Source organism: Pseudomonas sp. CFBP13508 (assembly GCF_005233515.1).
Lineage (GTDB): Bacteria > Pseudomonadota > Gammaproteobacteria > Pseudomonadales > Pseudomonadaceae > Aquipseudomonas > Aquipseudomonas mercuritolerans.
This window is the reverse complement of sequence record NZ_QFZZ01000004.1, coordinates 635,991-658,196: the sequence shown is the minus strand read 5'-3', so window position 1 is coordinate 658,196 and position 22,206 is coordinate 635,991. Positions and strand designations below refer to the sequence as shown.

At 60.1% G+C, this 22,206-nt stretch carries 9 protein-coding genes; 6 read left to right on the top strand and 3 right to left on the bottom strand.

What is annotated here, in order from left to right; genetic code table 11:
* Nucleotides 1-244 precede the first annotated feature (244 nt).
* Genes PspCFBP13508_RS15235 through PspCFBP13508_RS15210 form a run of 6 tightly spaced genes read left to right on the top strand, consistent with a single transcriptional unit; the run spans nucleotide 245 to nucleotide 7,081 of the window.
* Complete coding sequence (locus PspCFBP13508_RS15235) at nucleotides 245-1,204, top strand: MoxR family ATPase (RefSeq protein ID WP_007913915.1); 960 nt, start codon at nucleotides 245-247, stop codon at nucleotides 1,202-1,204.
* A gap of 5 nt (nucleotides 1,205-1,209) precedes the next feature.
* Nucleotides 1,210-2,154, top strand: coding sequence for a DUF58 domain-containing protein (locus PspCFBP13508_RS15230; RefSeq protein ID WP_016774988.1), 945 nt, complete (start codon nucleotides 1,210-1,212; stop codon nucleotides 2,152-2,154).
* Nucleotides 2,151-2,648, top strand: a complete 498-nt coding sequence (locus tag PspCFBP13508_RS15225; protein ID WP_110645661.1) for a DUF4381 domain-containing protein — start codon at nucleotides 2,151-2,153, stop codon at nucleotides 2,646-2,648. Before PspCFBP13508_RS15230 ends, PspCFBP13508_RS15225 begins: the two co-directional genes overlap by 4 nt.
* Entirely contained in the window at nucleotides 2,641-3,720 is a 1,080-nt protein-coding gene (locus PspCFBP13508_RS15220; protein ID WP_110645660.1) for a VWA domain-containing protein, read from the top strand. The genes PspCFBP13508_RS15225 and PspCFBP13508_RS15220 overlap by 8 nt, the downstream gene beginning before the upstream one ends.
* A complete protein-coding gene (locus tag PspCFBP13508_RS15215) occupies nucleotides 3,717-5,453 on the top strand; it encodes a tetratricopeptide repeat protein (protein WP_137214985.1) in 1,737 nt (578 codons plus the stop codon). The genes PspCFBP13508_RS15220 and PspCFBP13508_RS15215 overlap by 4 nt, the downstream gene beginning before the upstream one ends.
* Nucleotides 5,450-7,081 carry a BatD family protein gene (locus tag PspCFBP13508_RS15210; RefSeq protein WP_122698113.1) on the top strand — a complete coding sequence of 544 codons (1,632 nt, stop codon included), beginning with the start codon at nucleotides 5,450-5,452 and terminating at the stop codon, nucleotides 7,079-7,081. The genes PspCFBP13508_RS15215 and PspCFBP13508_RS15210 overlap by 4 nt, the downstream gene beginning before the upstream one ends.
* 455 nt (nucleotides 7,082-7,536) lie before the next feature.
* Here the strand turns inward: PspCFBP13508_RS15210 and PspCFBP13508_RS15200 are convergent, their stop codons facing one another.
* The 3 genes from PspCFBP13508_RS15200 to PspCFBP13508_RS15190 form a co-directional block, all read right to left on the bottom strand.
* Nucleotides 7,537-7,950, bottom strand: a complete 414-nt coding sequence (locus PspCFBP13508_RS15200) for a hypothetical protein (protein WP_153227182.1) — start codon at nucleotides 7,948-7,950, stop codon at nucleotides 7,537-7,539.
* 405 nt (nucleotides 7,951-8,355) lie between these two features.
* Nucleotides 8,356-8,811 (bottom strand): hypothetical protein, encoded by a 456-nt coding sequence (locus tag PspCFBP13508_RS15195; RefSeq protein ID WP_137214984.1) that lies wholly within the window; start codon nucleotides 8,809-8,811, stop codon nucleotides 8,356-8,358.
* A 13-nt stretch (nucleotides 8,812-8,824) separates the two neighbouring features.
* Nucleotides 8,825-22,171 (bottom strand): hemagglutinin repeat-containing protein, encoded by a 13,347-nt coding sequence (locus tag PspCFBP13508_RS15190; RefSeq protein WP_137214983.1) that lies wholly within the window; start codon nucleotides 22,169-22,171, stop codon nucleotides 8,825-8,827.
* Nucleotides 22,172-22,206: the final 35 nt, after the last annotated feature.

The window sequence follows — 22,206 nt, the reverse complement described above, 5'->3', positions numbered from 1 at the left end:
CTTCGTTTACGGAGTGCTCAAGTCAGGACTGCCATATGACCCGAAACTTGCGCTTGCCCGGTGAGGCTCAAGACGGTATCTACAGGGGATCGCATTCAAGCCGGGAAGCTGCCAAAAGCCGCGATCTTTTGCTCTTTTGCACAAAATGCCGTTAGTCGCCGCCCCCACGATGGATTAAAGTAACGCCCCCAGCCCCGGCGTTATCCGAACACCCCGGCCACCCCCTTTCCAGGAACAGTCACCGATGGAACATCGTGAAGCGCTGCTGGCGCTGCGAACCTTTCTTTCAACGCAGATTCTCGGCCAGGAAAAACTCATCGAGCGTTTGCTCATCGCCCTGCTCGCCGACGGCCATATGCTGGTCGAGGGCGCACCCGGTCTGGCCAAGACCAAAGCGATCAAAGAACTCGCCGAGGGCATCGAAGCCCAGTTCCATCGAATTCAGTTCACCCCCGACCTGCTGCCGGCCGACATCACCGGCACCGAAATCTACCGTCCGGAAACCGGCAGTTTCGTCTTCCAGCAAGGGCCGATCTTCCACAACCTGGTGCTGGCGGATGAAATCAACCGTGCGCCGGCCAAGGTGCAATCGGCCTTGCTCGAAGCAATGGCCGAGCGCCAGGTCAGTGTCGGGCGCAGCACCTATGAGCTGTCGCCGCTGTTTCTGGTGATGGCCACGCAGAACCCGATCGAACAGGAAGGCACCTATCCGCTGCCGGAAGCCCAGCTCGACCGTTTCCTCATGCACGTCAAGATCGGTTTCCCCGACGCCGCTGTCGAACGGCGCATCCTCCAGCAGGCCCGTGGCGAGGCGCTGAACGGCGAGACCAAGCCCGAGCGTCGGGTCAGCCAGCAGGCGATCTTCGCCGCGCGCAAGGAAATCCTTGGTTTGTACATGGCCGACGCCGTGGAGGAATACCTGGTGCAACTGGTCATGGCCACGCGCAACCCGGCCAAGTTCGATCCGGAAATGGCCGAATGGATCGCCTACGGCGCCAGTCCGCGCGGCTCGATCGCCCTCGATCGCTGCGCCCGCGCCCACGCCTGGCTGGCCGGTCGCGACTTCGTCAGCCCGGAAGACATTCAAGCGGTGCTGTTCGACGTGTTGCGCCATCGCATCATTCTGTCGTTCGAAGCCGAAGCCGCTGGCATCGATCAGGATCGCGTGGTGCAGCGGATTCTCGACGTCGTCGCCGTCGCTTGACCCCCATGAACGCCGCCCTGCCCTCCGAACCCGGTATCCGCATCAGCCTCGCCGAGCTGATCGAAATGCGTCACCGCGTGCGCGAGGTACAGTTGTTTTCCACGCCGAGTCAGCGCAGCCCGCTGATCGGCCTGCATCACTCGAAATTCCGTGGTCGTGGCGTCGACTTCGATCAGGTGCGGGTCTATCAGGCCGGTGACGACGTGCGCACCATAGACTGGCGCGTCACTGCGCGCACGCAGGAGCCGCACACCAAGCTGTTCCATGAAGAACGCGAGCGACCGATTTTCATCATGGTCGAGCAAAGCACGCGGCTGTTCTTCGGCTCGGGGCTGATGTTCAAGTCGGTGCTGGCGGCGCAGGTCGCGGCGTTGATCGGCTGGGCCGCGCTGGGGCACAACGACCGGGTTGGCGGACTGGTGTTTGGCGATAACGAGCACTACGAAATCAAGCCTCGCCGCAGCAAGCAGAGCCTGCTGCAATTGCTCAACCGCTTGGTCAAGGTCAATCAATCGCTGCACAGCGAGCGCGAGCCGGATCGCGATGCCTTCGGCGTGGCCTTGCGCCGCGCGCGGGAAGTGCTGCGCCCGGGCAGTCTGGCCATTGTCATTTGCGACGAACGCGCGTTGTCCGACAGCGCCGAGCAGCAGTTGAGTTTGCTGGCGCGGCATTGCGATCTGCTGATGTTGCCGCTGTCCGACCCGCTCGATCACGCCCTGCCCGCCGCCGGCCTGCTGCGCTTCGCCGAGCGTGGCGCGCAGTTGGAAATCGACACGCTGAATTTCGACCTGCGCCAGACCTACCGCGCCCAGGCCGAAGCGCGCATCGCTCGCTGGGAATTGCTCGCACAAAAGCTGCGGGTGTTGCTGATGCCGTTGAGCACGCAGAGCGAAATGGTCGAGCAGATGCGCGAGTTCCTCAACCCGCAGCGTCCGGGGAAAGGTCGATGAACGGCCTCGACCAACTGCAACCGCTGATCTCGCCGCCGCCGATCGCCTTCTGGCCACCGGCGCCGGGCTGGTGGCTGCTGCTTCTGCTGTTGCCGCTGCTGGGTTTTGCCGTGTGGAAACTGCGCCGTTTCATTCCGATGAAAAAACGCCCGGTGGTGCGCGCCGAGCAACCGCTGGACCCGGTACGCATCGCCGCGCTCGCCGAACTGGCGCAAATGCCCAAGCCTTACGACGGCGCTCCGGCCGGTGCCTGGCTGCAACAGCTCAACGGCCTGCTCAAACGCCTGTGCCGCAACCACTATCCGTACAGCCAGAGCCACACCCTCAACGGGCGCAAATGGCTGGCCTTCCTCGATAACCGCTGCCCGGCTGCCGGCCTGACGCGCTGGATGGTGCTGGTCGAAGGCGCGTACAAACCGGAATGCAAACTCGATGACAAAGCCATCGCCGGCCTGACCCAAGCGGTCGACACGTGGATTCGCAAACATGTTTGAGTTCGCCTGGCCGTGGATCTTCGTGCTGTTGCCGCTGCCGTGGTTGATGCGTCTGGTCCTGCCGGTGGCCGACAGCGGCGAGCCGGCGCTCAAAGTCAGTTTCCTCGCCGACCTCGAAGGCCTCGCCCGCCGCCGCGCCCGCGCCAACTTGCCGGCGTGGCGGCAGCAGGCGCCGTTTATCTTGCTGTGGCTGATCCTGCTGACCGCCGCCGCGCGCCCGCAATGGCTCGGCGAACCGCTGCCGATTGCCGCCAGTGGCCGTGATCTGCTGGTAGCGGTGGATGTTTCCGGCTCGATGGATTTCCCCGACATGCAGTGGCAAGACGAAGAAGTCAGTCGCCTGTCGCTGGTGCAGCACTTGCTCGGTGATTTCCTCGAAAGCCGCGACGGCGACCGCGTCGGCCTGATCCTGTTCGGCAGCCAGGCCTACCTGCAAGCGCCGCTGACCTTTGACCGGCGCACCGTGCGCGTGTGGCTCGACGAGGCGCGGATCGGCATCGCCGGCAAGAACACCGCGATCGGCGATGCCATCGGTCTGGCCCTGAAACGCCTGCGTCTGCGCCCGGCGCAAAGTCGCGTGCTGATTCTGGTCACCGACGGCGCCAACAACGGCGGAGAAATCAATCCGCTGACCGCCGCAAAACTGGCCGCCAGCGAAGGCGTCAGAATCTATCCGATCGGCATCGGCGCCAATCCCGAGGACAGCGGCTCGACCGGCCTGCTCGGGGTCAATCCGAGCCTCGACCTGGATGAACCGGCACTCAAGGCCATCGCCGAAATCACCGGCGGCCAGTACTTCCGCGCCCATGACGGCCTGGAGCTGCAAGCGATCAAGGACACCCTCGATCAGCTCGAGCCGGTGACTCAACAACCGACTCAGGCACGCCCGGCGCAAGCCTTGTATCACTGGCCGCTGGCGTTGGCGCTGTGGTTGAGCCTGTTGCTGGTCGTTCGCGAACTGTGGCCGGATAACCCGCTGCAACGCCTGTTTACCAAGCAACTGTATCTGCAAAGTCCGTTGCCGGACTGGCGTCAGCGCTTGCAGCGTTTGCGCCTACGGAGGCGCCGATGATCGCGCTCTGGCCGCACTGGTTCCGCCCTTGGTGGCTGCTGCTGTTGCCGCTGCTCGGCTGGCTGCTCTGGCAACTCTGGCACCGACAGAAACGCGCCGGCCGCTGGCAGATGATACTGCCGCCAGCATTCCACGCAGCTCTGCTCAGTGGCGGCAGCGGTCGCCAGAGCAAACTGCCGTGGATCGCCCTTGGCGTGGCGTGGTTGCTGACCATTCTGGCCTTGCTCGGGCCGAGCTGGGAGCGCGTCGAACAGACCAGCCAGAAACCCGCCGACCCGCTGGTAGTCGTGCTCGAACTGACCCCGGAGATGCTCGCCACCGACTCACCGCCAACACGTCTGGAGCAGGCGCGGCGCAAGCTGTTCGACCTGTTGCAGGCGCGCAGCGATGCGCAGACCGCCATCGTCGTTTATGCCGGCAGCGCGCACACGCTGGTGCCGCTGTCGGATGATCTGGCCACCAGTCGCAATCTGCTCGACGCGCTGAAGCCGTCGCTGATGCCGGAAGCCGGCCACCGCGCCGATCTGGCCGTGGACAAGGCGCTGGCCTTGCTCAAGCAAGGTGCGCTGGGACAGGGGCGGATTTTGCTGATCGGTTCATCGCTCAACGAAGAGGAGCGGCGCGGTATTCGCCGTGCTCTGAATGGCGAGTCGACGCAACTGCTGATGCTCGGCATCGGCACCGCTGAAGGTGCGCCGATTGCCCAGGAGGACGGCAGTTTCCTCAAGGACGAGCAAGGCGCGATCCGCGTGCCGCAACTCGACAGTCCTGGTCTGGCGACATTCCTCAACAGCGTGGGCGGCGAGTATCACCCGGCGCGTCTCGACGAGGCTGATCTTGGCGCCCTCGGTTTGCTCAACGGTCCGCGCAGCCTGCGCGACGACGGCCAGACCGTGCGCCTCGATACGTGGGCCGATCAGGGTTACTGGCTGCTGTTGCCGCTGTTGTTGCTGGCGGCGTGTGCCGGGCGCCGTGGTTGGCTGTTCTGCCTGCCGCTGCTGTGGTGCCTGCCGCAACCGAGCTACGCTTTCGACTTCGAAGACTTGTGGCTGCGCCCCGACCAGCAAGGTTTGCACTTGCTCAAGCAGAAACGCCCGGCCGAAGCCGCGCAGCATTTTGAAGATCATCAGTGGCAAGGGGTGGCGTTGTACGAGGCCGGCGACTACAGTGGCGCCGCTCAGCGTTTTGCCGAGGGCAGCGATGCCCGCGCCCACTACAATCGTGGCAACGCTCTGGCGAAAAGTGGCGAGCTGGAAGCGGCGATTGATGCCTACGAACAGTCGCTCGAGCTGCAACCGGATCTGCGTCCGGCGCAGACCAACAAGGCGCTGGTGGAAAACCTGCTGAAGCAGAAAAACGCCCCGCCGCCGCCCAAACCGGACAACCAGCCCAACGAACAAAGTCTGCCCGGCGATGAGCCTTCGCCCACCGCCGCGCCCCCTCCGGCGGTGAGCAGCGAAACCCAGAGCGACGCGCAACCGGCCGAGTCGGCCAGCGAACCGCCGCCGACCGCCCCGCCGCTGCCCGGCCCCAATGAAATCCCCGGCAGCAACGAGGAAGAGGAAACCGATACGGTGCCGACCCTGCGCCCGAGTGAGAACAACCTCGAAGGCGAGCAGCGTCAGGCACTCGAGCAATGGCTGGGCAAGATCCCGGACGACCCGGGCGAACTGCTCAGGCGCAAATTCTGGTACGAACAGCAACAACATCAGGATCAGGAAAACAATCGATGACCCGCTTCACCGCTCTCTTGCTGCCCCTGCTGATCTGCACGGCCACCGCTCAGGCGGCCGAGCTGACCGCCAGCGTGGATCGCAGTCGCCTGAACTCCGGCGAGACGGTCGAGCTCACCCTCGAAACTGACGACGTCACCCAGTTCGGCAAGCCCGATCTGTCGGCGCTGGAAGCGCTGTTCGAAGTGCGCGGCACGCGCCAGGTCAACCAGCTCAACACCCTCAACGGCGACAACCGCGCGACCACACGCTGGATCATCACCCTGCTGCCGAAAGAAAACGGCAGCGTAGTGATTCCGCCGCTGCAACTGGGCGAAGCGCAGAGCCAGCCGATCACCGTGCAGGTGATCGCCAGCGACAACCGCGAAGACAACAACAGCCTTGATCCGGTGTTTATCGAAGCCAGCCTCGATCAGACCAGCGTTTACGTGCAGGCCCAGGCCATACTGACCCTGCGCATTTATCACTCGGTTTCGCTATACGACGACAGCAGCCTGAGCCCGCTGCAAATCGCCGATGCGCGCATCGAACAACTTGGTGACACGCGCACCTACGAAAAAGACATCAATGGCCTGCGCCACGGCGTGATCGAAATGCGCTACGCGATCTATCCGCAACACAGCGGCCTGCTGACGATCGCCCCGCAGACGTTCAGCGCCACGCTGGTCGATACCGCGCCATCGGCAGACGCCTCGGGGCCGAAACCCGGCAAACTGATGCGCGTGAGCTCGGCGTCGATTCCGCTGACGGTCAAACCGAAACCGCTGACCTACCCGGTCGATGCGCCATGGTTGCCGGCGCGCAACCTCAGCCTCAGCGAAAGCTGGAGCCCGGAACCGGACCACACCCAGGTCGGCGATTCCCTGACCCGCAGCCTGACCCTGAAAGTCGAAGGCCTCGCCAGCTCGCAACTGCCAGCCCTGCCCGCCACCGACGTCAACGGCCTGCGCCGCTACCCCGACCAACCGGTGCTGAGCAACCAGAGCAGCGACCGCGGCATCATCGGCAGCCGCGAAGAACGCGAAGCCCTGGTGCCAAGCCGCAGCGGCGCGATCGACCTGCCAACCGTCGACGTGGTCTGGTGGAACACCTTCGAAGACCACCTCGAACACAGCAGCCTGCCCGCGCGCACCCTGCAAGTGGCGAACAACCCCAGCCTGCAAATCGACACCCCGGCCGGCACCCTGCAACCGAGTACGCCCGACAACGACACCCTGTGGTGGTGGAAACTCAGCACCCTGATCCTCGCCTGCACCACCCTGCTCGGCTTCGGCCTCTGGTGGCGCGCCCGCTGGCAACCGGCAATCCACCGCGCCGCCCAGACCGGCCCGAGCCCACGCACCCTGCTCGACGACATCAAACGCGCCAGCCAGGCCAACGACCCCCACGCCACCCGCCAGGCACTGGACGCCTGGGCGCGGCAGCAGCCGGAGACACTGGCAGACATGGCCGCGCGGTTTGTACCGTTGTCGGACGCGCTGGACGGGCTGAACGGCGCGCTGTACAGCGAGACCGGGCAGCATTGGCAGGGTGAGGATTTGTGGCGGGCGATTCGAACTATTCCCGCCGCCGAGCGCGTGCAGGATCCGGTGAGTGAGAGTGGATTGCCGCCGCTTTATCCGAAGTGAAAAGCACAAGATCGCAGCCTTCGGCAGCTCGTACATTTAATCCCTGTAGGAGCTGCCGAAGGCTGCGATCTTTTGATTCTGCTATCGATTAAACGTCACAACTGAAACCTCATCAGTCTCCAGCCCCCCAAATAATCGATAGCTATCCAATTCCCCGCGATGAGCCGTCAGCTGTTCCATCAACGCCTACCGCTGAACACTTTCCTCTTTAACGTATGAAGAGAAAACTCCACCGCCCTCATCTAAATGTAATCGACCACATTTCGAGCAGCGATATACAGTAGAAGCCCCATCATTTATCGCGTCATAAAATCCTTCCTCGGAGAGTCCACGAGTTGAAAGGATGCCACCTGTAGCATCTATCGTAGTCTCTGGAACCAGAGAATACTCGGATTCAGAAGTACCATGGGACAGGTTAATCACATGACCGCAGATACAAGCGAATTTCGACATGACTATCTACCTCCTTGAGGTCGGTTAAAGCGAACAACAGAGCCATCGGCTTTCTGGAAAAATATCGTCTTGATGTTCTGAGCGTTCGACTTACCCCACATACGACCCGCTATCGAAGACATATCCGCTACGGAAATATCTGCCTGAACAATCACACCACTGGCCTGACTCGCTTTCTTTTCGATATTTTTCAGGATGTTTGAAGGATTAAGATTTTGTGGGGTATACACGTCAATCGGGCCTAGTCCTTCGATCATCAAATCAGCAGTACGTTGCCCCTGAATTCCTTGGGATGACGCGGTTGCGAGGAACGTAACATCATAACCCAGACGAGACAGATCCTCCCCGGCCCGAACCTCGTTTGCGTCAGGTATGGCACCTGACTCCGTCGTTATCGTTCCAGGCGTGCTGTACATATTGCCTGGCGATGGGCCTGGATTTACGGCTGGGGACGTAGTGCTCCACCCTTCCCCGTTTTCAATTGTGCTTCCCCCTGTGCTGCTTGGCGAGGAAGGCTCAATGGTATATCCGCCGGCGCTGACAGGATGAAGAACGTCAGTATCGACCACAGGGTAAAACGGGGACAGACTACGTTTTCGGAGCACTTTCTAAACGTGGTCTGTCCCATTATGCTTGCGGGTTACCGCCGCTTTATCCGAAGTAACTTTTACTGTTGAAATCCTGTGGAACAGGATCAATGAATGCATGATCTCTCCGCGAACGTTTGAGAGATCACCGTAAGGCTCGATCAAATTTTAAAGCCAAAAAGGAAAGAGTAGTTTATTTAATCAACCTACCCCCCTCTTCTGCTCTGACATTTTTTAGAATAAATTATTGTAGTCATACATATACTCCTCGTATTCCTCGAGCCCCCATATGTGGCCATCCAGGCGATCGACCATGATGACTCCACCAGTCTTTTTCTCCGTAGCCCCCTTGGAAACCAATACAAATGACCAGAACAACGGAGGATATGGCGTTGGATTTTCCGCACCGACCAGCCCCTGTTCCATCGCATGTGCTTGCGCTATTTGCAACGCAGCCTCAAATGAAATCCGGGCCTCCCGGTACTCAACCGGCACGCTGAAGCACGGTATCTGGCGCCGACGGAAATCGGAGACTACTGCCACCAGCTTAACTCTATTGACACTAATGGATAGGTAACCCGAAAGTTTCGTTCCGTTCTCGCAAACAAACGCCTTATCAAACAATCGAATAACGTTAAGCTGCGATGCATCGACCGCCTCACACAAGTACAAATCACATTTCTTCTGCATGATACTTATTTACCTATGGATGAACGATTACACCACCGTTCAGAATCCCTTCCAATGCGTTTGCGGGCACTGAGTATGTTGACCCGACGCCTAATGGCCAGGGATCGCGAATACCAGCCATTCCATTCTCCACAGAGTCCACAACAATTGCATGAAGCCCCCCCAGCTCGGTTCGCACATTTACGATCACAGCGGCACCACTTTTTGTAGCACTTGTAATTGTCTTCACTGTTAAATCACTTGAATACGTAGCCGTCCCGGTGAAGCCCAGATCCTTCAATCCGTTAGGAACATTTGAAAGAAATGCGCCGTCTGCCTCCATCAATATTGCTTGTCTGATATAGGCCTCAGGTGTGTCCACCAAGTTTGCGGCCATTTTACAACTTGCTGCAACACATGAAAAATCAAATGCCTGCCCGATCGTTTCGCCTTTTGGTGAATAGGGCGTGCGATTGACGTTGGAAAACAAGCCCTCGCCATTACCCGCCAGCCCCCCACCCGTTTTGGGTGGCTTAACCGGATCCACCACCGGTACATCAGTATCCCGCACTGCACCCGGTAGCTTGCTGATCTGGGTTTTGACGGTGTCCAGATCAAACGATGCCCCGATCTTTTTGACAGTGTTGACCGAGACATCAATACCCATCCGGGAAAGGGTCAACGCGCTATTTGCTGAACTGCTCCCTCCGCCAGCCAGCAGTTGCACAACCAGCGCCACCGCTTGCCCCATTTGCCTGCCGAGGTTTTCTGCGTTCGCATCACCGCCTTCGACAAGTGCTTTTCCGATCTGGTCAATTTGCGATTTGAACGCAGCACCAATAGCCTCCCCCAGCAGCGCCTGAGCCTCAGCAGATCCAGCGAACTCCACGACAGCGTCCCAACTCTGTACAGGATCCCTCATCAACATGACGGCGCTATCCAAGGTTCCTAGCCCCGCCCCGGCCATACCATCGGTAAAACCTTTGAGTACACCAGACCCGGTCAGTAAATCCTGCCGCGAAGACTGAATTTGCCACTTGGCCGCAATTGCCAATTTTTTCAGGACATTGGGCTCGGCATCGATTTCTTTCATGGCCTGAACGTATTGCTGCGTCGCCAGCCAGTTGTTGTCGATATTCGCCGTAGCTGCGTTGTTCGCTGTGGCGGCGCCATTCGGATTACTCATGGCCGCAATACCGGTCACCAGGCTGGTGATGATATTGCGTTTGGCTTCGCGCTCTATCGCCGTTTCATTTGGATCGGAATCGGCGAACAATCCAGCCAGCACGCTAGCTGCTGAACCGCCCAAAGCACCTGCCGAGCAGGACTGATTACTGGCCGCCGCACCGGCGCAGCCAAGAATGGCATGCAAGGCGGCGTGTGTAGGGCTTCCTTCCTTCAGGCCCTTTTTCACCAGGTCACCGATATAAGAAGACCCTTGCTGCTGAACGTAATTGACTACCATGTTCTGCGCAAATTGCGCACTGCTACCACTCACGTTGCCGCTTATGCCAGCGACCAGAGCTGTCGCGATTTGACGGTAAGTACCGCCTGCGCCCCAGTTATCACCGATCTCCTTGATTTGCTGCTGGAGTTGTATGTAGTTCTCGTGATGAGCGAGCTGAGCTGTCTCAGAGAGGTTTGGATTCAGGGAAGCCGCCAACTCAAGATCAGCCTGTTTTTTCTTGTTATCAATCTCCCGCGCACGGTCTTCAACGAACTGAGAAACGTTTTGCACAAACTTGCCGACAATTTCAAAATTCGCATCGATTTCCTCGGCATTGAAAATCGGTTTGAGTTTATTGCTGCCATCGCGATCACTCGAAACGTCCTGGTTTATAGCCGCAGTGGCCTGCTCCGCAGTCTGCCCAGTGAGTTCCTGCTGTTTAGCGCCATTGGTGATGGTCACCGCAGCACCACTGATCCCGCTGCGTGTGGTGCTACTGGAACTATCACTGGCGAAGAGAACCACAGGTGTGGTGGCACTTACACCATCCTTGCTGGCGACAACTGGCCCCCCCCTGTTGGCGGTGGCGCTGGCATTACCATTTTTGTCTCGGCCGATGTCGCCGCCATAACCACCACTCAAATTGATGCTGCTGGCGTCGTAATCAGCCTTGTTCTTGATGTCGGAACTAGTCAGCGTGCCAGTGCTAAGGGTGTTTTTACCGTCAGCGACCGCTTTGTCGGTACTGGCGATCACAGCCCCGACCAGATCGGTATTACCCTTGACTTCAACCTGGAAACCACCGTCGCCTGCCTTGATGCCCGACTGCTCGGAAACACTGGCGTACTCGCTTTGCATGTGCTGCGCAGCGATGCCGCCGCTGACGCTGCTGGTGCCGTAGCAGAATGGCGGCACGCAAATGCTCACTCCGACATTCGCGCTCATCTGTTTGGAGGTATAGGTGCTGGTGTCCTGCTGGCTCTCGACATTGAGATCACCGCCGACTTTCACCTTGACCGTTTCCCCCGTAGCCACAGCCCCTTTGATGTTGGTGTCGCCACCGCTCTCCAGGCTGAGCGTCTGGCCTGACTTGATCGAGGTATTGGTGTGGGTGACGTCATCGCCATCGCTGCTGCCCCGTCCAACGTTAGCGGCGAGCTCGAAGGTAATGCCGTTGCTTTCGCCGAAGCCAAAACCGATGCCTGCGCTCCAGCCACTGTTACTGTTGGCGCTTTGTTGATGCGCGGTGTTTTGCGCGGACAACAGATTGATTTCGCCATCGGCTTTCAGGCTTACATCGCCACCGCCCTCGATCCGGCTGCCGACAACATTGATGTCACTGTCAGCGCCGGCACCCGTTGCAACGATGTTGACCTTGCCTCCCGCGACCACATCGCTGGCAACAACATTGCGGCCACTCTGGCTACTGTTCATCTTGCTCTGACTGTTACTCAGATTGACGCTGACCTTAATGCCACCCACCGGGTTCTGCATCATTGCCTGACCGGCATCCATTGCCTGATTGGCACTCATGGCCGCGTTCACCGCAGCCAGTGCGACCATGCGGTCATCACTGGTTTTCTGCGCCGCCTCACCCATTTGCTGAATGCCACGCAGAGCATCAACCAGGGGAATATTGACGGTCCCGCCGATTGCCGTACGGCTCGTGCTGGCGGTTTTATTGGAGTTGAGCGTGTCGAATCCCGCTTCGATATCGACGTGTTTGGCTTTTATGTCGATATCACCCTGAGGAGTCACCAACTGGCTCGCACTTTGGGTGTAATGATCACCTGCTGACAGGGAAATGTTGCCACCGAGGGAGGCGATTTGACTGCCCGACTGACGAGTCGACGTGTTGTCGCTGGTCTCTTTCGTTTTGACGATCCCGGTCGCGCCCTGCCACCACGAGCCGACTTCGCCGACTTTTTTGCTGCCGGATTTCGAGCTTGAGGACGCATAATTTTCGGCGCTGGTGATCTCCAGATTACGCCCGGCATCGATACCGATATTCTTGTCGGCCACCAACGTACTGCCCTCGACGACAGAATCACGACCGCTGTTGATTTGAATGCTGCCAGCGCTGATATCGCTGCCGATACTCTGCGTGGACGATTGTTGCGATCGCTGGGTTTTCTGCGTATTGGAGAGCCACCCCGTAACCGTCATCCCTGTCTTGCTGGAGCCTTTCGACTGACTGGAAGTCAGGGTTTCTTCAGCCGTGCCAATCAGAACGTCATTGGCCGCTGTGAGCTTCACTTCATTTTCCGCACGCAGCGCAGCTGCCTGCAGGTTAATGTCGTGGTTCGACTTGAGCTCGATATCCTTGGCGCTGAGTTCGGTGCTGTTCAGACGCGTCTGCGTCTGCTCACTACTGCTGGACTTGCTTTTGTTCCAGCTTTTCTTCGACGACGCACTGGCCTGGCTGTAAGAGTCTTGAGCTGCAAGCAAGTTGATGTCGCGGCCAGCGCTAGCTAGCAAAGTGCCGTCACTGCTGAGTTTGGCACCGGTCAGATTGACGTCCTGCCCGGCCGAGACAACCAGTTTGGAGCCCGCCTCGACGGTCGAACTGACGGACAGGACCGTCTCACTTCCACTCATCGTCGACTTTTTCTTGCCGAAGGAGCCTTTTTTTGTTTTCGAGTAGTAGTCGTAGTCGACGTCTTCTGCGGTGGCGATATTGACGTCATCACCGGCGAACAAATACGCCTCGTTGCTGGCGCTGATACGACTCGCGATCAGATTCAGGTCGTTTCCGGCGCTGGCAGCAATATCGCGACCTGAGCTGATAACGCTCGACTGCTGGGAAACGTTGATCGACTCGACTTGCTTGCGCTTGCTGCGCGCCGAAAACTCACTTTCATTCGCTGCCGACGTTACGAGTAAATCGTTGCCCGCGCTCAAGCTGATGTCGCGTTTCGCATCCAGCCGACTGGCCACGATTGCCACGTCGCGATCGGCACTGATCGACAGATCCCGCCCGGACGTTACTTCGGCGCCGTGCTGCGTGATGCTCTGATTGAGGAAACTGCTACCGCGCGCATTCGTGCTCCGGTTCTGGACCGAAGTGATATTGACGTCGCGATCCGCATCAAGCGTCATGTCCTGACCGCTTTTGAGCACACCGCCGATGTTATTGATATCGAGGCCGGCCTTGATCGTCAGATCGTTGGCTGCTTCGATTCGCGCGGCGTTGTCCAAGTAGTCACGATGGAACACGTTGCCACCCCGGCTGACATCTACGCTGTTGACGTCGCGCTGGTTGATCACGCTGCCGTTGGTGGCTGTCAGGCTGACATTCTTGCCGGAAATGATGCCGCCGGACTTGTTGATGATGTCGTTGCCGGCCTTGAGCGTCAGGCGCTCGCCCGCTTCGATCAAGCCGCTGTTGGTGAGGTCATTGCCTGCTTCTGCCCAGAGGTTGTTCGAGGCGCGCAGCGTACCCGCGTTATCGAGGTTGCCGCCGGCGATCAGGGTCACGTCTCCACCCTGAATCAGTGCCCCATTTGGCGCCAACCGGTTATTGGCCTGGGCCAGATACAGCACCGGCACCAGCACTTTTTCACCATTCACTTCGTGCTCTTCAAGCCAGACGATGTCATGGGTCAGTGCTGCCACTTGCTGCGCGGTCAAGGTGACGCCCATCGACAGGTTGAGCTGGTCCTTGCTGGCGATGGCGTTGTTCATCAGGTACTTGAACATCGCTTCGTCGGAAGTCTGGCCGTCGATGAAGCGCTGACCAGTACGGGCGACCACGGCCTGCTGCACCAAGCGTTGTTCAAACAGGCCGTCGCCCAAGCGCTTGGCGCTAGTGTCGGGGTCGTAGCCGAGCTTCTGCAGCAGGTAATCCGAACTCTCGAATTTTTTCAGGTCGGTGAGTACCGGATTGGTTTCGATCAGGTATTTGTGTGGGTTGGAGCGCACGCTGGTGTCAGGCAGACCCTGTACACGTGGCACGTCAAAGGAAACATTGCCCCGATCAGGCGCTGAAACCCGGACAAGTCCGCCGCTCTCGGCGGCATTGACGCTGATCATTGCGGTCTTGTCGTTGAGATTCAGCGACTGACGATCAGCCAGTGCCAGTTCACGGTTTTTCACCGAGACCAGGGCGTTATCGTCGATCTTGAACTCGGTCGCATGTCGGACCGGCATCCCGCCCGCATGAGTCGAGGGTGCGGCGCTGATAGAGCTGATCTTCCAGGCTTCGGCGGCCACCATTGCCGGTTCGCTACCGTCCTTTTTGCTCAGACGGAACAGGCCGTTGTCGCCGCTCGGCAAGGTGAAGCCCGGCAAGGCCAGGGGGTTGACCTGCTGTTGGGCCAGGTCTGGAGGTAGCTGCGCGTTGATGCGAATGACGGTTGGCGTGACCTGGCCGGCCAGTTGGGTGGACCCCAGGCGCGATGCTCCCCCGACCGATGCGTTGCCGTTGCGAACGACGCCGTTGTCCAGTTTGTTGGTTGCGTTTATGTAGACGGTGCCGCCGGCCTGAACGACTGCGTTTGCATTCGCTGTCGGACTGCTTTCGGTAGTAAAGGTGTTGAAAGGTGTCGCGCTCTTGATGATGTCCGGGGCTTCTGCGCGCACGCCAGCGTCATAGCCAGGAGCAGCGTAACGGAGGTTTCCCCAATCGTATTCGATAGCGATCGAGCCAAACAGCAGGTATCTGATAGCCTCGCGACCACCTTGACGCCCACCAATCCGGGTAAGTGATTCAATCCCGTTCATGTCCCAGGTATGGATATTGGGAACCATCCCGTTCTTGCCGTTCACGACGCCTGTCTGGCCCGAGTCGTAATCAGGATCGTTTGCGGCGTTGTAATTCAACACCTCTTGCCAGAAGTCCGCCCCCCTGCTCGCCCTGGGTGCATCAATCCAGCGCGTAACGGTGTAATCCCCAACCGTCGCCCCCTGGTTAGTGAAGTTTTGTATGTTGAAAGTCAAATTGCGGCCCGCGCTGACTACCGAGGCGTTGTTAATAAATTCACGGCCGTTGCCCGTGAGATCGCGCCCGGCCGTCAAGGTGCCTGATGCCGAATCCCTGACAATGGTTGAGTGGTATTTTTCAACCCAGACCAAGTGACTCGGCAGGCGACTTTCGAAATTGATGCCACTGAACGAGGTGCACGTCGTGCATCGAACACCAATGGTTCCCGAGACCAGCCCGCCACCGGCAGCAACTTCAAACACATCCTTGCGATTCTCGATGTGATCGGCCGACAGACTCAGATCACCCACACTTTCGATGGTCGCCGAAATGTTATTGATCGAAGAGCTCCAGCCGTTGCTGTCGTCGCGGGCAATACTGATATTGCCCATGCCATAGATGTCGGCGTAACGGTTGGTAAGCGACCCGACGCGCAGGTTCATGTCACGGCCGCTGAAGATCAGACCGTTCTCGTTGAGCAATGAATCACTGGTGATCCGCAGATTGCCAGCGCTGCCCAACGTCCCGTTGTTGACCAGCGACGCAGTATTGACGGTCAGGCTGTCGGCCGAGGTGAGCCGGCCTAGATTGGACAGGGTGCCACGGCTGGTGACCGTGGCGGTCGATGCACCGGTGATGCTCGCCACGCTGCTCAAATCGATGCGCGAAGCCAGCAGCCCCAGATCGCCGACACTGCTCACCCGCCCATTGCCGCCGTAAGTCCCGCTCACCTGAATATCGAGCCCGCCATCACTGGCAATCAACCCCTCGTTCGTCCAGTTCCCGCCACGCCCCACCAACTGATTCGAAGCCAACAACTGCCCACTCGCAGTCTGCACAAAATTGCCGACATTCACCGTCAACCGCCCCGCCTGAATCACGCTGCTGTTGGTCCAGCTGTCCGCGTTCAGGGTCAGGCCGCCACGGGTCACCAGTGAGCCGCCGGCGTTCATTACGTTGGCGGTGGAGATGCCGAATTCACCGAGGCCGACATGGGTCACTGTGCCGCCAGCGTTGAGCAAGCTCGGTGCGGCGAGGGTGAAATCGGTGTTGGCGGTTTCCACCAGGCCGTTGCGGTTGTCGAACTGGCTGCCGATCTGGAAATCGGTTTTGCCGCTGCCGCCGAGGGCGCGCAGTTTGCCGCTCTGGTTGTTGAGGTTGGCGGCGCGAATGGCCAGGGTGCTGGCGCTTTCGATCAGGCCACTGTTGTTGGCGAGATTGCCGCCAAGGCCAAAGTCGATGAGGCTGCCGCTGACCTGGCCGGCCGTGTTGTTCATCGAGCCGGCGATGACGTTCACCTGGCCGCGGGCATAGATGCCGCCGCCGCTGTTGTCGAGGGCGTTGCCGCCGGCGTTGAGCAGGATGTCGCCGCTGTTGGCGGCAATGCGCCCGCCGTCGCTGTAGATGCCGCCCAGTGCGCGCAGGTCGAGGCGGCTGCCTTCGATCTTGCCTGACTGGCCGTTGCGCAGCACACCGGTCAGACGGGTTTGCAGCAGACCTTTGAGGCTCGACAGCACGCCGCCTCGGCTGTCGAGGCTGGCGGCGGTGAGGTTCAGATCGCCGTTCTGCGCGATGATCTTGCCGCCCTGGTTGTCGATTGCGCCGTTGCCCGTGTTGACGGTCAGCGCGGTCATGCTTTGCACCGCGCCGCCGGCGTTGTTCAGTGCGGCTGCGGTGAGGATGGCGTCGGCGGCGCCGCTGGAAATCAGGCCATCGCCGTCGTTGCGCAGCAGGCCGCCGGCGGTGAGATTCAGTTGGCCGCTGCCCGCGATGGTGCCGCGCTGGCTGTTATTCAGATCGCCGCTGGTGAGCAGGCTCAGCAGGCTCTGGCTGATCATCTGGCCGCCACGGTTGTCGATGCTGGTCGAACGCGTCAGCACCAGCGGCCCGGTGCTGCCGAGCGCGCCGTTGACGTTGGTCAGCGCGCCGAGCAGGTCGAGTGTGACGCGATCATCGCCGACCAGACTACCGCCGCTGTTGTTCAACGCACCGCCGGTGAAGGTCAGGGCGTTTTTCGCATTCAGGTTACCCGAGGCATTGTTCAGGCTCGCCGCCCGGATATCGAGGGCGTCGGCGCTTTTGATCAAACCACCGGAGGCGTTGTTGAGTTCGCCGCCGAGCACGGTCAGGGTTTGCTTGCCGTCGCTGGTCAGCGTGCCGGCGCTGTTGTTCAGGCTGGAGGCCTTGATGAAAAGCTCGCCCTTGCTGCCGACGCCACCCTGGCTGTGGTTGATCAGCGCGCCGCTGAGGTCGATGCTGACATTGCCGAGCTGGCTGGAGATCGCGCCGCCGAGGCTGTTATCGATAGTGCCGCCGGCCAGGGACACGCCGGTCCAGCCAGAGACCAGTCCGCCCTGATTTTTCAGCTCGGCCGCGGTGGAGGTCAGTTGCTGATTGCTGATCAGATTGCCGCCGCGATTGTCGAGGCTGTTGGCGCTGAGGCTGAAGCTGTTGACGCTGGAAACCTCACCTTTCTGGTTGTTCAGGTCACGCAGGGTGGCGATGCTCAGCACGCCTTTGCTGTTGATCACGCCGTCCTGGTTATTCAGGTCGCGCAGATGCGCAATGCTCAGCGCGCCTTTGCTGCTGATCACCCCGCCCTGGTTGTTGAGGTCCTGCGCGGTGGCGCCGAGGTCGATGGCAAGGCCAGCGGCACCCACCAGCGTGCCCTCCTCGTTGTTCAGGCCGGTGCTGTTGAGGGTCAGTTGTTGCGCGGCGCGGATGCTGCCCTTGTTGTGGTTGTCGAGCAGGCCATCGACGGTCACCGAGATATCGCTGTCACTGAGCAGTACGCCGCCATCGCTGTTGTCGAGACTGGCCGCGCGAACCTGCAATGCTGCTGCCGCGATCGTGCCTTTGATCGAGGTCAGGGCCTTGTCGAGGGTCAGGCTCAGTTTCTGATTGCTCAGCACTTGGCCGCCGCTGTTGTCCAGCGATTTGGCAATCAGTTCAAAGGCCTGCTCGCTGGAAATCTCGCCGCCACGGTTGTTCACCTCAGCGAGATTTTTCAGCAGCAACTGTCCCGGTGCATTGATCACCCCGCCCTGGTTGTTCAGCGCACCACCGTGCAGGTCGACGCTGACGCTGGCGTGGCTGCTGAAGAGTTTGCCGCCTTGCTGATCGAGGCCCTGAATATCGGCAGTCAACGCATTGCCAGCGCCGAGGCTGCCAGCCGTGTTGGTCACTTTGCCGGCGCTCAACTCAAGCTGATCGGCGGCGTAAATGCTCGCCTGACTGTTATTGAGTTCGCCGGTAGTGATGTGCAGATTGCTTTTGCTGCTGATCACGCCTTTCTGCTGGTTGTCCAGCGCGCTGCTGGTGAGCGTCAACGCTGCATCGGTCAACAACTGGCCACCACGGTTGCTGACCGCACCGCGTGTGTCGACGCTGAGCGCTTTGGCGCTGGACAGCGTACCGCCATCGTTATTGAGGCTTTGCGCATCGATCGCCAGCGCACCTTCGCTGAACAGACTGCCCTGCGCGTTGTTCAGCTCACCCGAAAGAGTGATGGCGAGGTCTTGTTGCGTGGCCAGGCGAGCGCTGTTTTCCAGACTTTTGCCGACCAGCGTCAGGCCGGTAGCGCCGGACAGCACGCCGTTGTTGCGGTTGATCACCTGGTTGACGGTCAACGCCAGATTGCCGCCCGCCAGCATGTAGCCGCTGTCGCTGTTGTCGAGCCAGGCGCCGATCAGGCTCACGCCGGCCTTGCTCGACAGTTCACCGCTGCGGTTATCGACACGGTCGACGACCAGTTGCAGCGTTTGGGTCGAACCGACCAGGCCCTCGCGACGGTTATCCAGACGCGCCGCCGTAAGCGTCAGGCCCTCGTCGGCGATGACCACGCCAGCCTGGTTGTCGAACAGGTCGGTGACGGTGAAATCTACCGTGCCGCGCCCGCGAATCTCACCGCCGCTGTTGTCGAGGCTGGCACTGCGCGCTCGGAGGCCAGCGGAGGCGATCAGGCCTTTTACGTTGCTCAGCGCACGGTCGATGACCAGGGTGAGTTTTTCATTGCTGAGCAGCTTGCCGCCGTCGTTGTTCAGGCTTTGTGCGTTGAGGTTCCAGGCTTTGGCAGCGGAGATTTCACCAGCGCTGTTGTTCACATCCTTGAGGTTTTTCAGCAGCAGTTGGCCCGGCGTATGAATATTGCCGCGCTGGTTATCGAGCAGGCCATTGTTGAGGTCCAGGGTCAGGTCGCCGTTGCTGAACAGCTCGCCGCCGTCCTGCTGCAGCGAGGTGACGGAAGCCTGCAGGGTTTTCTGGCTGCCGATGATGCCGCCGGAGTTATCCAGGTGCGCGGTGGTCAGCAGCAGCGTGCCGTCCGTGGCGAGACTGCCGCCCTGCCGGTTTTTGAACTCACCGGTGTTCAGGGTCGAATCATCTTTGGCACTGAGGATGCCGTTGTCGCTGTTATCGAGACTGCCGCTGGTAAAGGTCAGACCCTTTTGCGAGGCGATCAGCCCGCCCTGATTCTGCACGCCAGCGACGCTGGTCAGTGCCATCGCTTCCAGGCTCGACAGCTTGCCCAGGCGATTGTCGAGGCTGCCGAGGTTGAGGGTCATCTGCCCTTCGCTGCTGATCAGGCCTTGCTGGTTATCGAGGGCATTGTCGAGGGTCAGGTTCAGTGTGTTCTGGCTGACGATCCGCCCGCCAACGTTGCTCAAACCAATGCCGCTGAGCGTCGCCGCGCCTTTGCTGAAAATCAGGCCATTGGTGGCATTGATGATCTGCGCGACTTTCAGGCCCAGCGTGGTGTCGGACAGCACCTTGCCGCCCTCGCTGTTGTCCAGGCGTGCGCCATTGATATGCAGGTCGAGTTGGCTGGAAAGCGTACTGGCGCGGTTGTCGATCTGGTCGACATTGACGGTCAGGGTCTTGAGCGACCCGACCAGGCTGTCCTGGCGGCTGTTGAGAGTCTTGCCGGTGAGTTTCAGATTGCCTTCGGCAACCAGTTCGCCGGTTTGCTGAGTCAGGTTGTCGATGCTGGCGTCGATATCGCCCTTGCCGGAAATCCGTCCGGCATCGTTGGTGACATCCCGGGCTTTGAGGTTCAACAGTCCGGTCGAGGTCAGCAAGCCGCCGTTGCTGTTGTTCAGCGTACTGCCTTCGAAGGTCAACGCTGCCTTGCTCTCGGCGCGGCCCTTTTCGCGGTTATCGAGATTATCGATCAGCACCGTCATCGCTTTGTCGGCGCGCAACACACCCGCACGGTTGTCGGTGGTCGCGCTGCTGACGGTCAGGGTGTCGAGACCGGAAATCTTGCCGGCGCGGTTATCCAGGCGCGTGGCCTGCACGTCCATCACACCGTTGGCCAGGATCAGGCCCTTGTTCTGGTTGTTCAACTGGTCGCTGATGCGCGTGGTCAGCGTGCCTTCGCTGGTCAGCTGGCCTTGCTGGCTGTTGTCCAGTTGTTGCGCTTTGATCGCTACGGCCTGTTTCGCGCCGATCCGTCCGGTGCGATTGTTGATGGCGCCGAGGGCGGTGATGTCGAGCAAACGGCCAGCGGTGATCAGGCCGGCGACGTTGTCCAGCGAGGTGACCGTGAGTACTACGTCGCTCTGGCTGCCAAGTTCACCGTTGCTGTTGATCAACTGACCGATGTTGCCGGTGAGTCTGCCATTGCTGGTGAGCGTGCCTTGATTGTTCAGCACCTGATTGGCTGTGAGGGTCAGGCTGTTGTTGCCCAGCACTTTGCCGGCGTTGCGGTTGTCCAGCGTGCCGGCAGTGATGCTCGTGGTCTGGCCAATGAGCAGACCATTCTGGTTGTTGAGGGTTTGCGCGGCGTTGACGGTCAGGTTGCGGCTGGCGCTGAGGCTCTTGCCACTGTTGTTCAAATTCTGTGCGCGAAGGCTCAAATCACCGTTGCTGTTACGGCCGCCGTCAGCATTAACGCCGGCTTCGATGGCGCCGGCGTTGGTCAGTTGCCCACCGGCGCTGAGCACAACGCTGTCGCGGGCGGCCAAGGTCTGGCGGTTGGTCAGGTTGCCTTGGGTCTGCACATTGAGCGACGTGCCGGCGTAGACCGGTCCTTGTGCCTCAAGGCTGGCCGCTTTGACGTTGACCGCGCCGGTAGCCGAGGTGTCGGCCAAGCTCAGTTGCCCGTTCGCATCCAGCTGAATATCGCCGCCGCTGGCGATCAGTTTGCCGTCGAGTTTCACCCCGACGCCGGCCTCGGTGCCGACCAGTTTGATCGCTCCGGCGTACATGCCGCCGAGTGCCGAGGAGTCGATGGCCAATTGCGGTTTGGCGCTACCGTCATCGGCGCGGGCAGTGGCGTTGAGGGTGTCGGCGTTGACGTCGTTGCGACCGGCGACGATGGTCAGGTTCTGTGCCTGGATCTGCGCATTGATCTTGGCGCTGCGGGTGATGATTTCGAAGCGGTCGATATTGGTTGCGTTGATGCCCGCGCCTTCGATAGCCACGCTGCCCTGATCGACCTGAAAGCGATCCAGCCGACCGTTTTCCAGCACTGGTTTACCGGTAGTCAACGTCACCCGTGGTGCGTTGATGAAACCGCAGCCATTGCAGGTAATGCCATACGGGTTGGCGACAATCACTCGCGCAGACTGCCCGGCCACTTCGGTGTAACCGCGCAACTGACTCGGGTTGCCGCTGATGACTTCGTTGAGAATCGCCTGCGCCGAACCCCTGTTTTTCAGGTTCGGGTTGCCGATGACGTGACCGCCCAGTTGCGTGTTCGAAGTTTGAGTCGCGCCGTTGTTGAGGATGACGCCCTGTGCGCCGACGTTGTAATCGTGGAACTGGTTGTGCGACAGGCCACTGGCGTTGGGCGTGGCGATGTTGACGATCGGCACGCCGTTGCCGGCACGGTCCAGCGTGGTATTCGGGTTGGCAACGACGATGCCATCGGCCTGCGCCCACAGCGGTTGCCAGAACATGACGTTGGCCAGCAGGAAGGCCAGTCCGCGCTTGGGCATGCCGAGGAACTGCTCGCGTTTGGCCGTAGCGGCAGAAGGCTGGCGAGCGAGGAATGCGTACTGGCGAACGTCCATGTAGAAGATCCTGCAACGGGCAATAATCGGTCTGA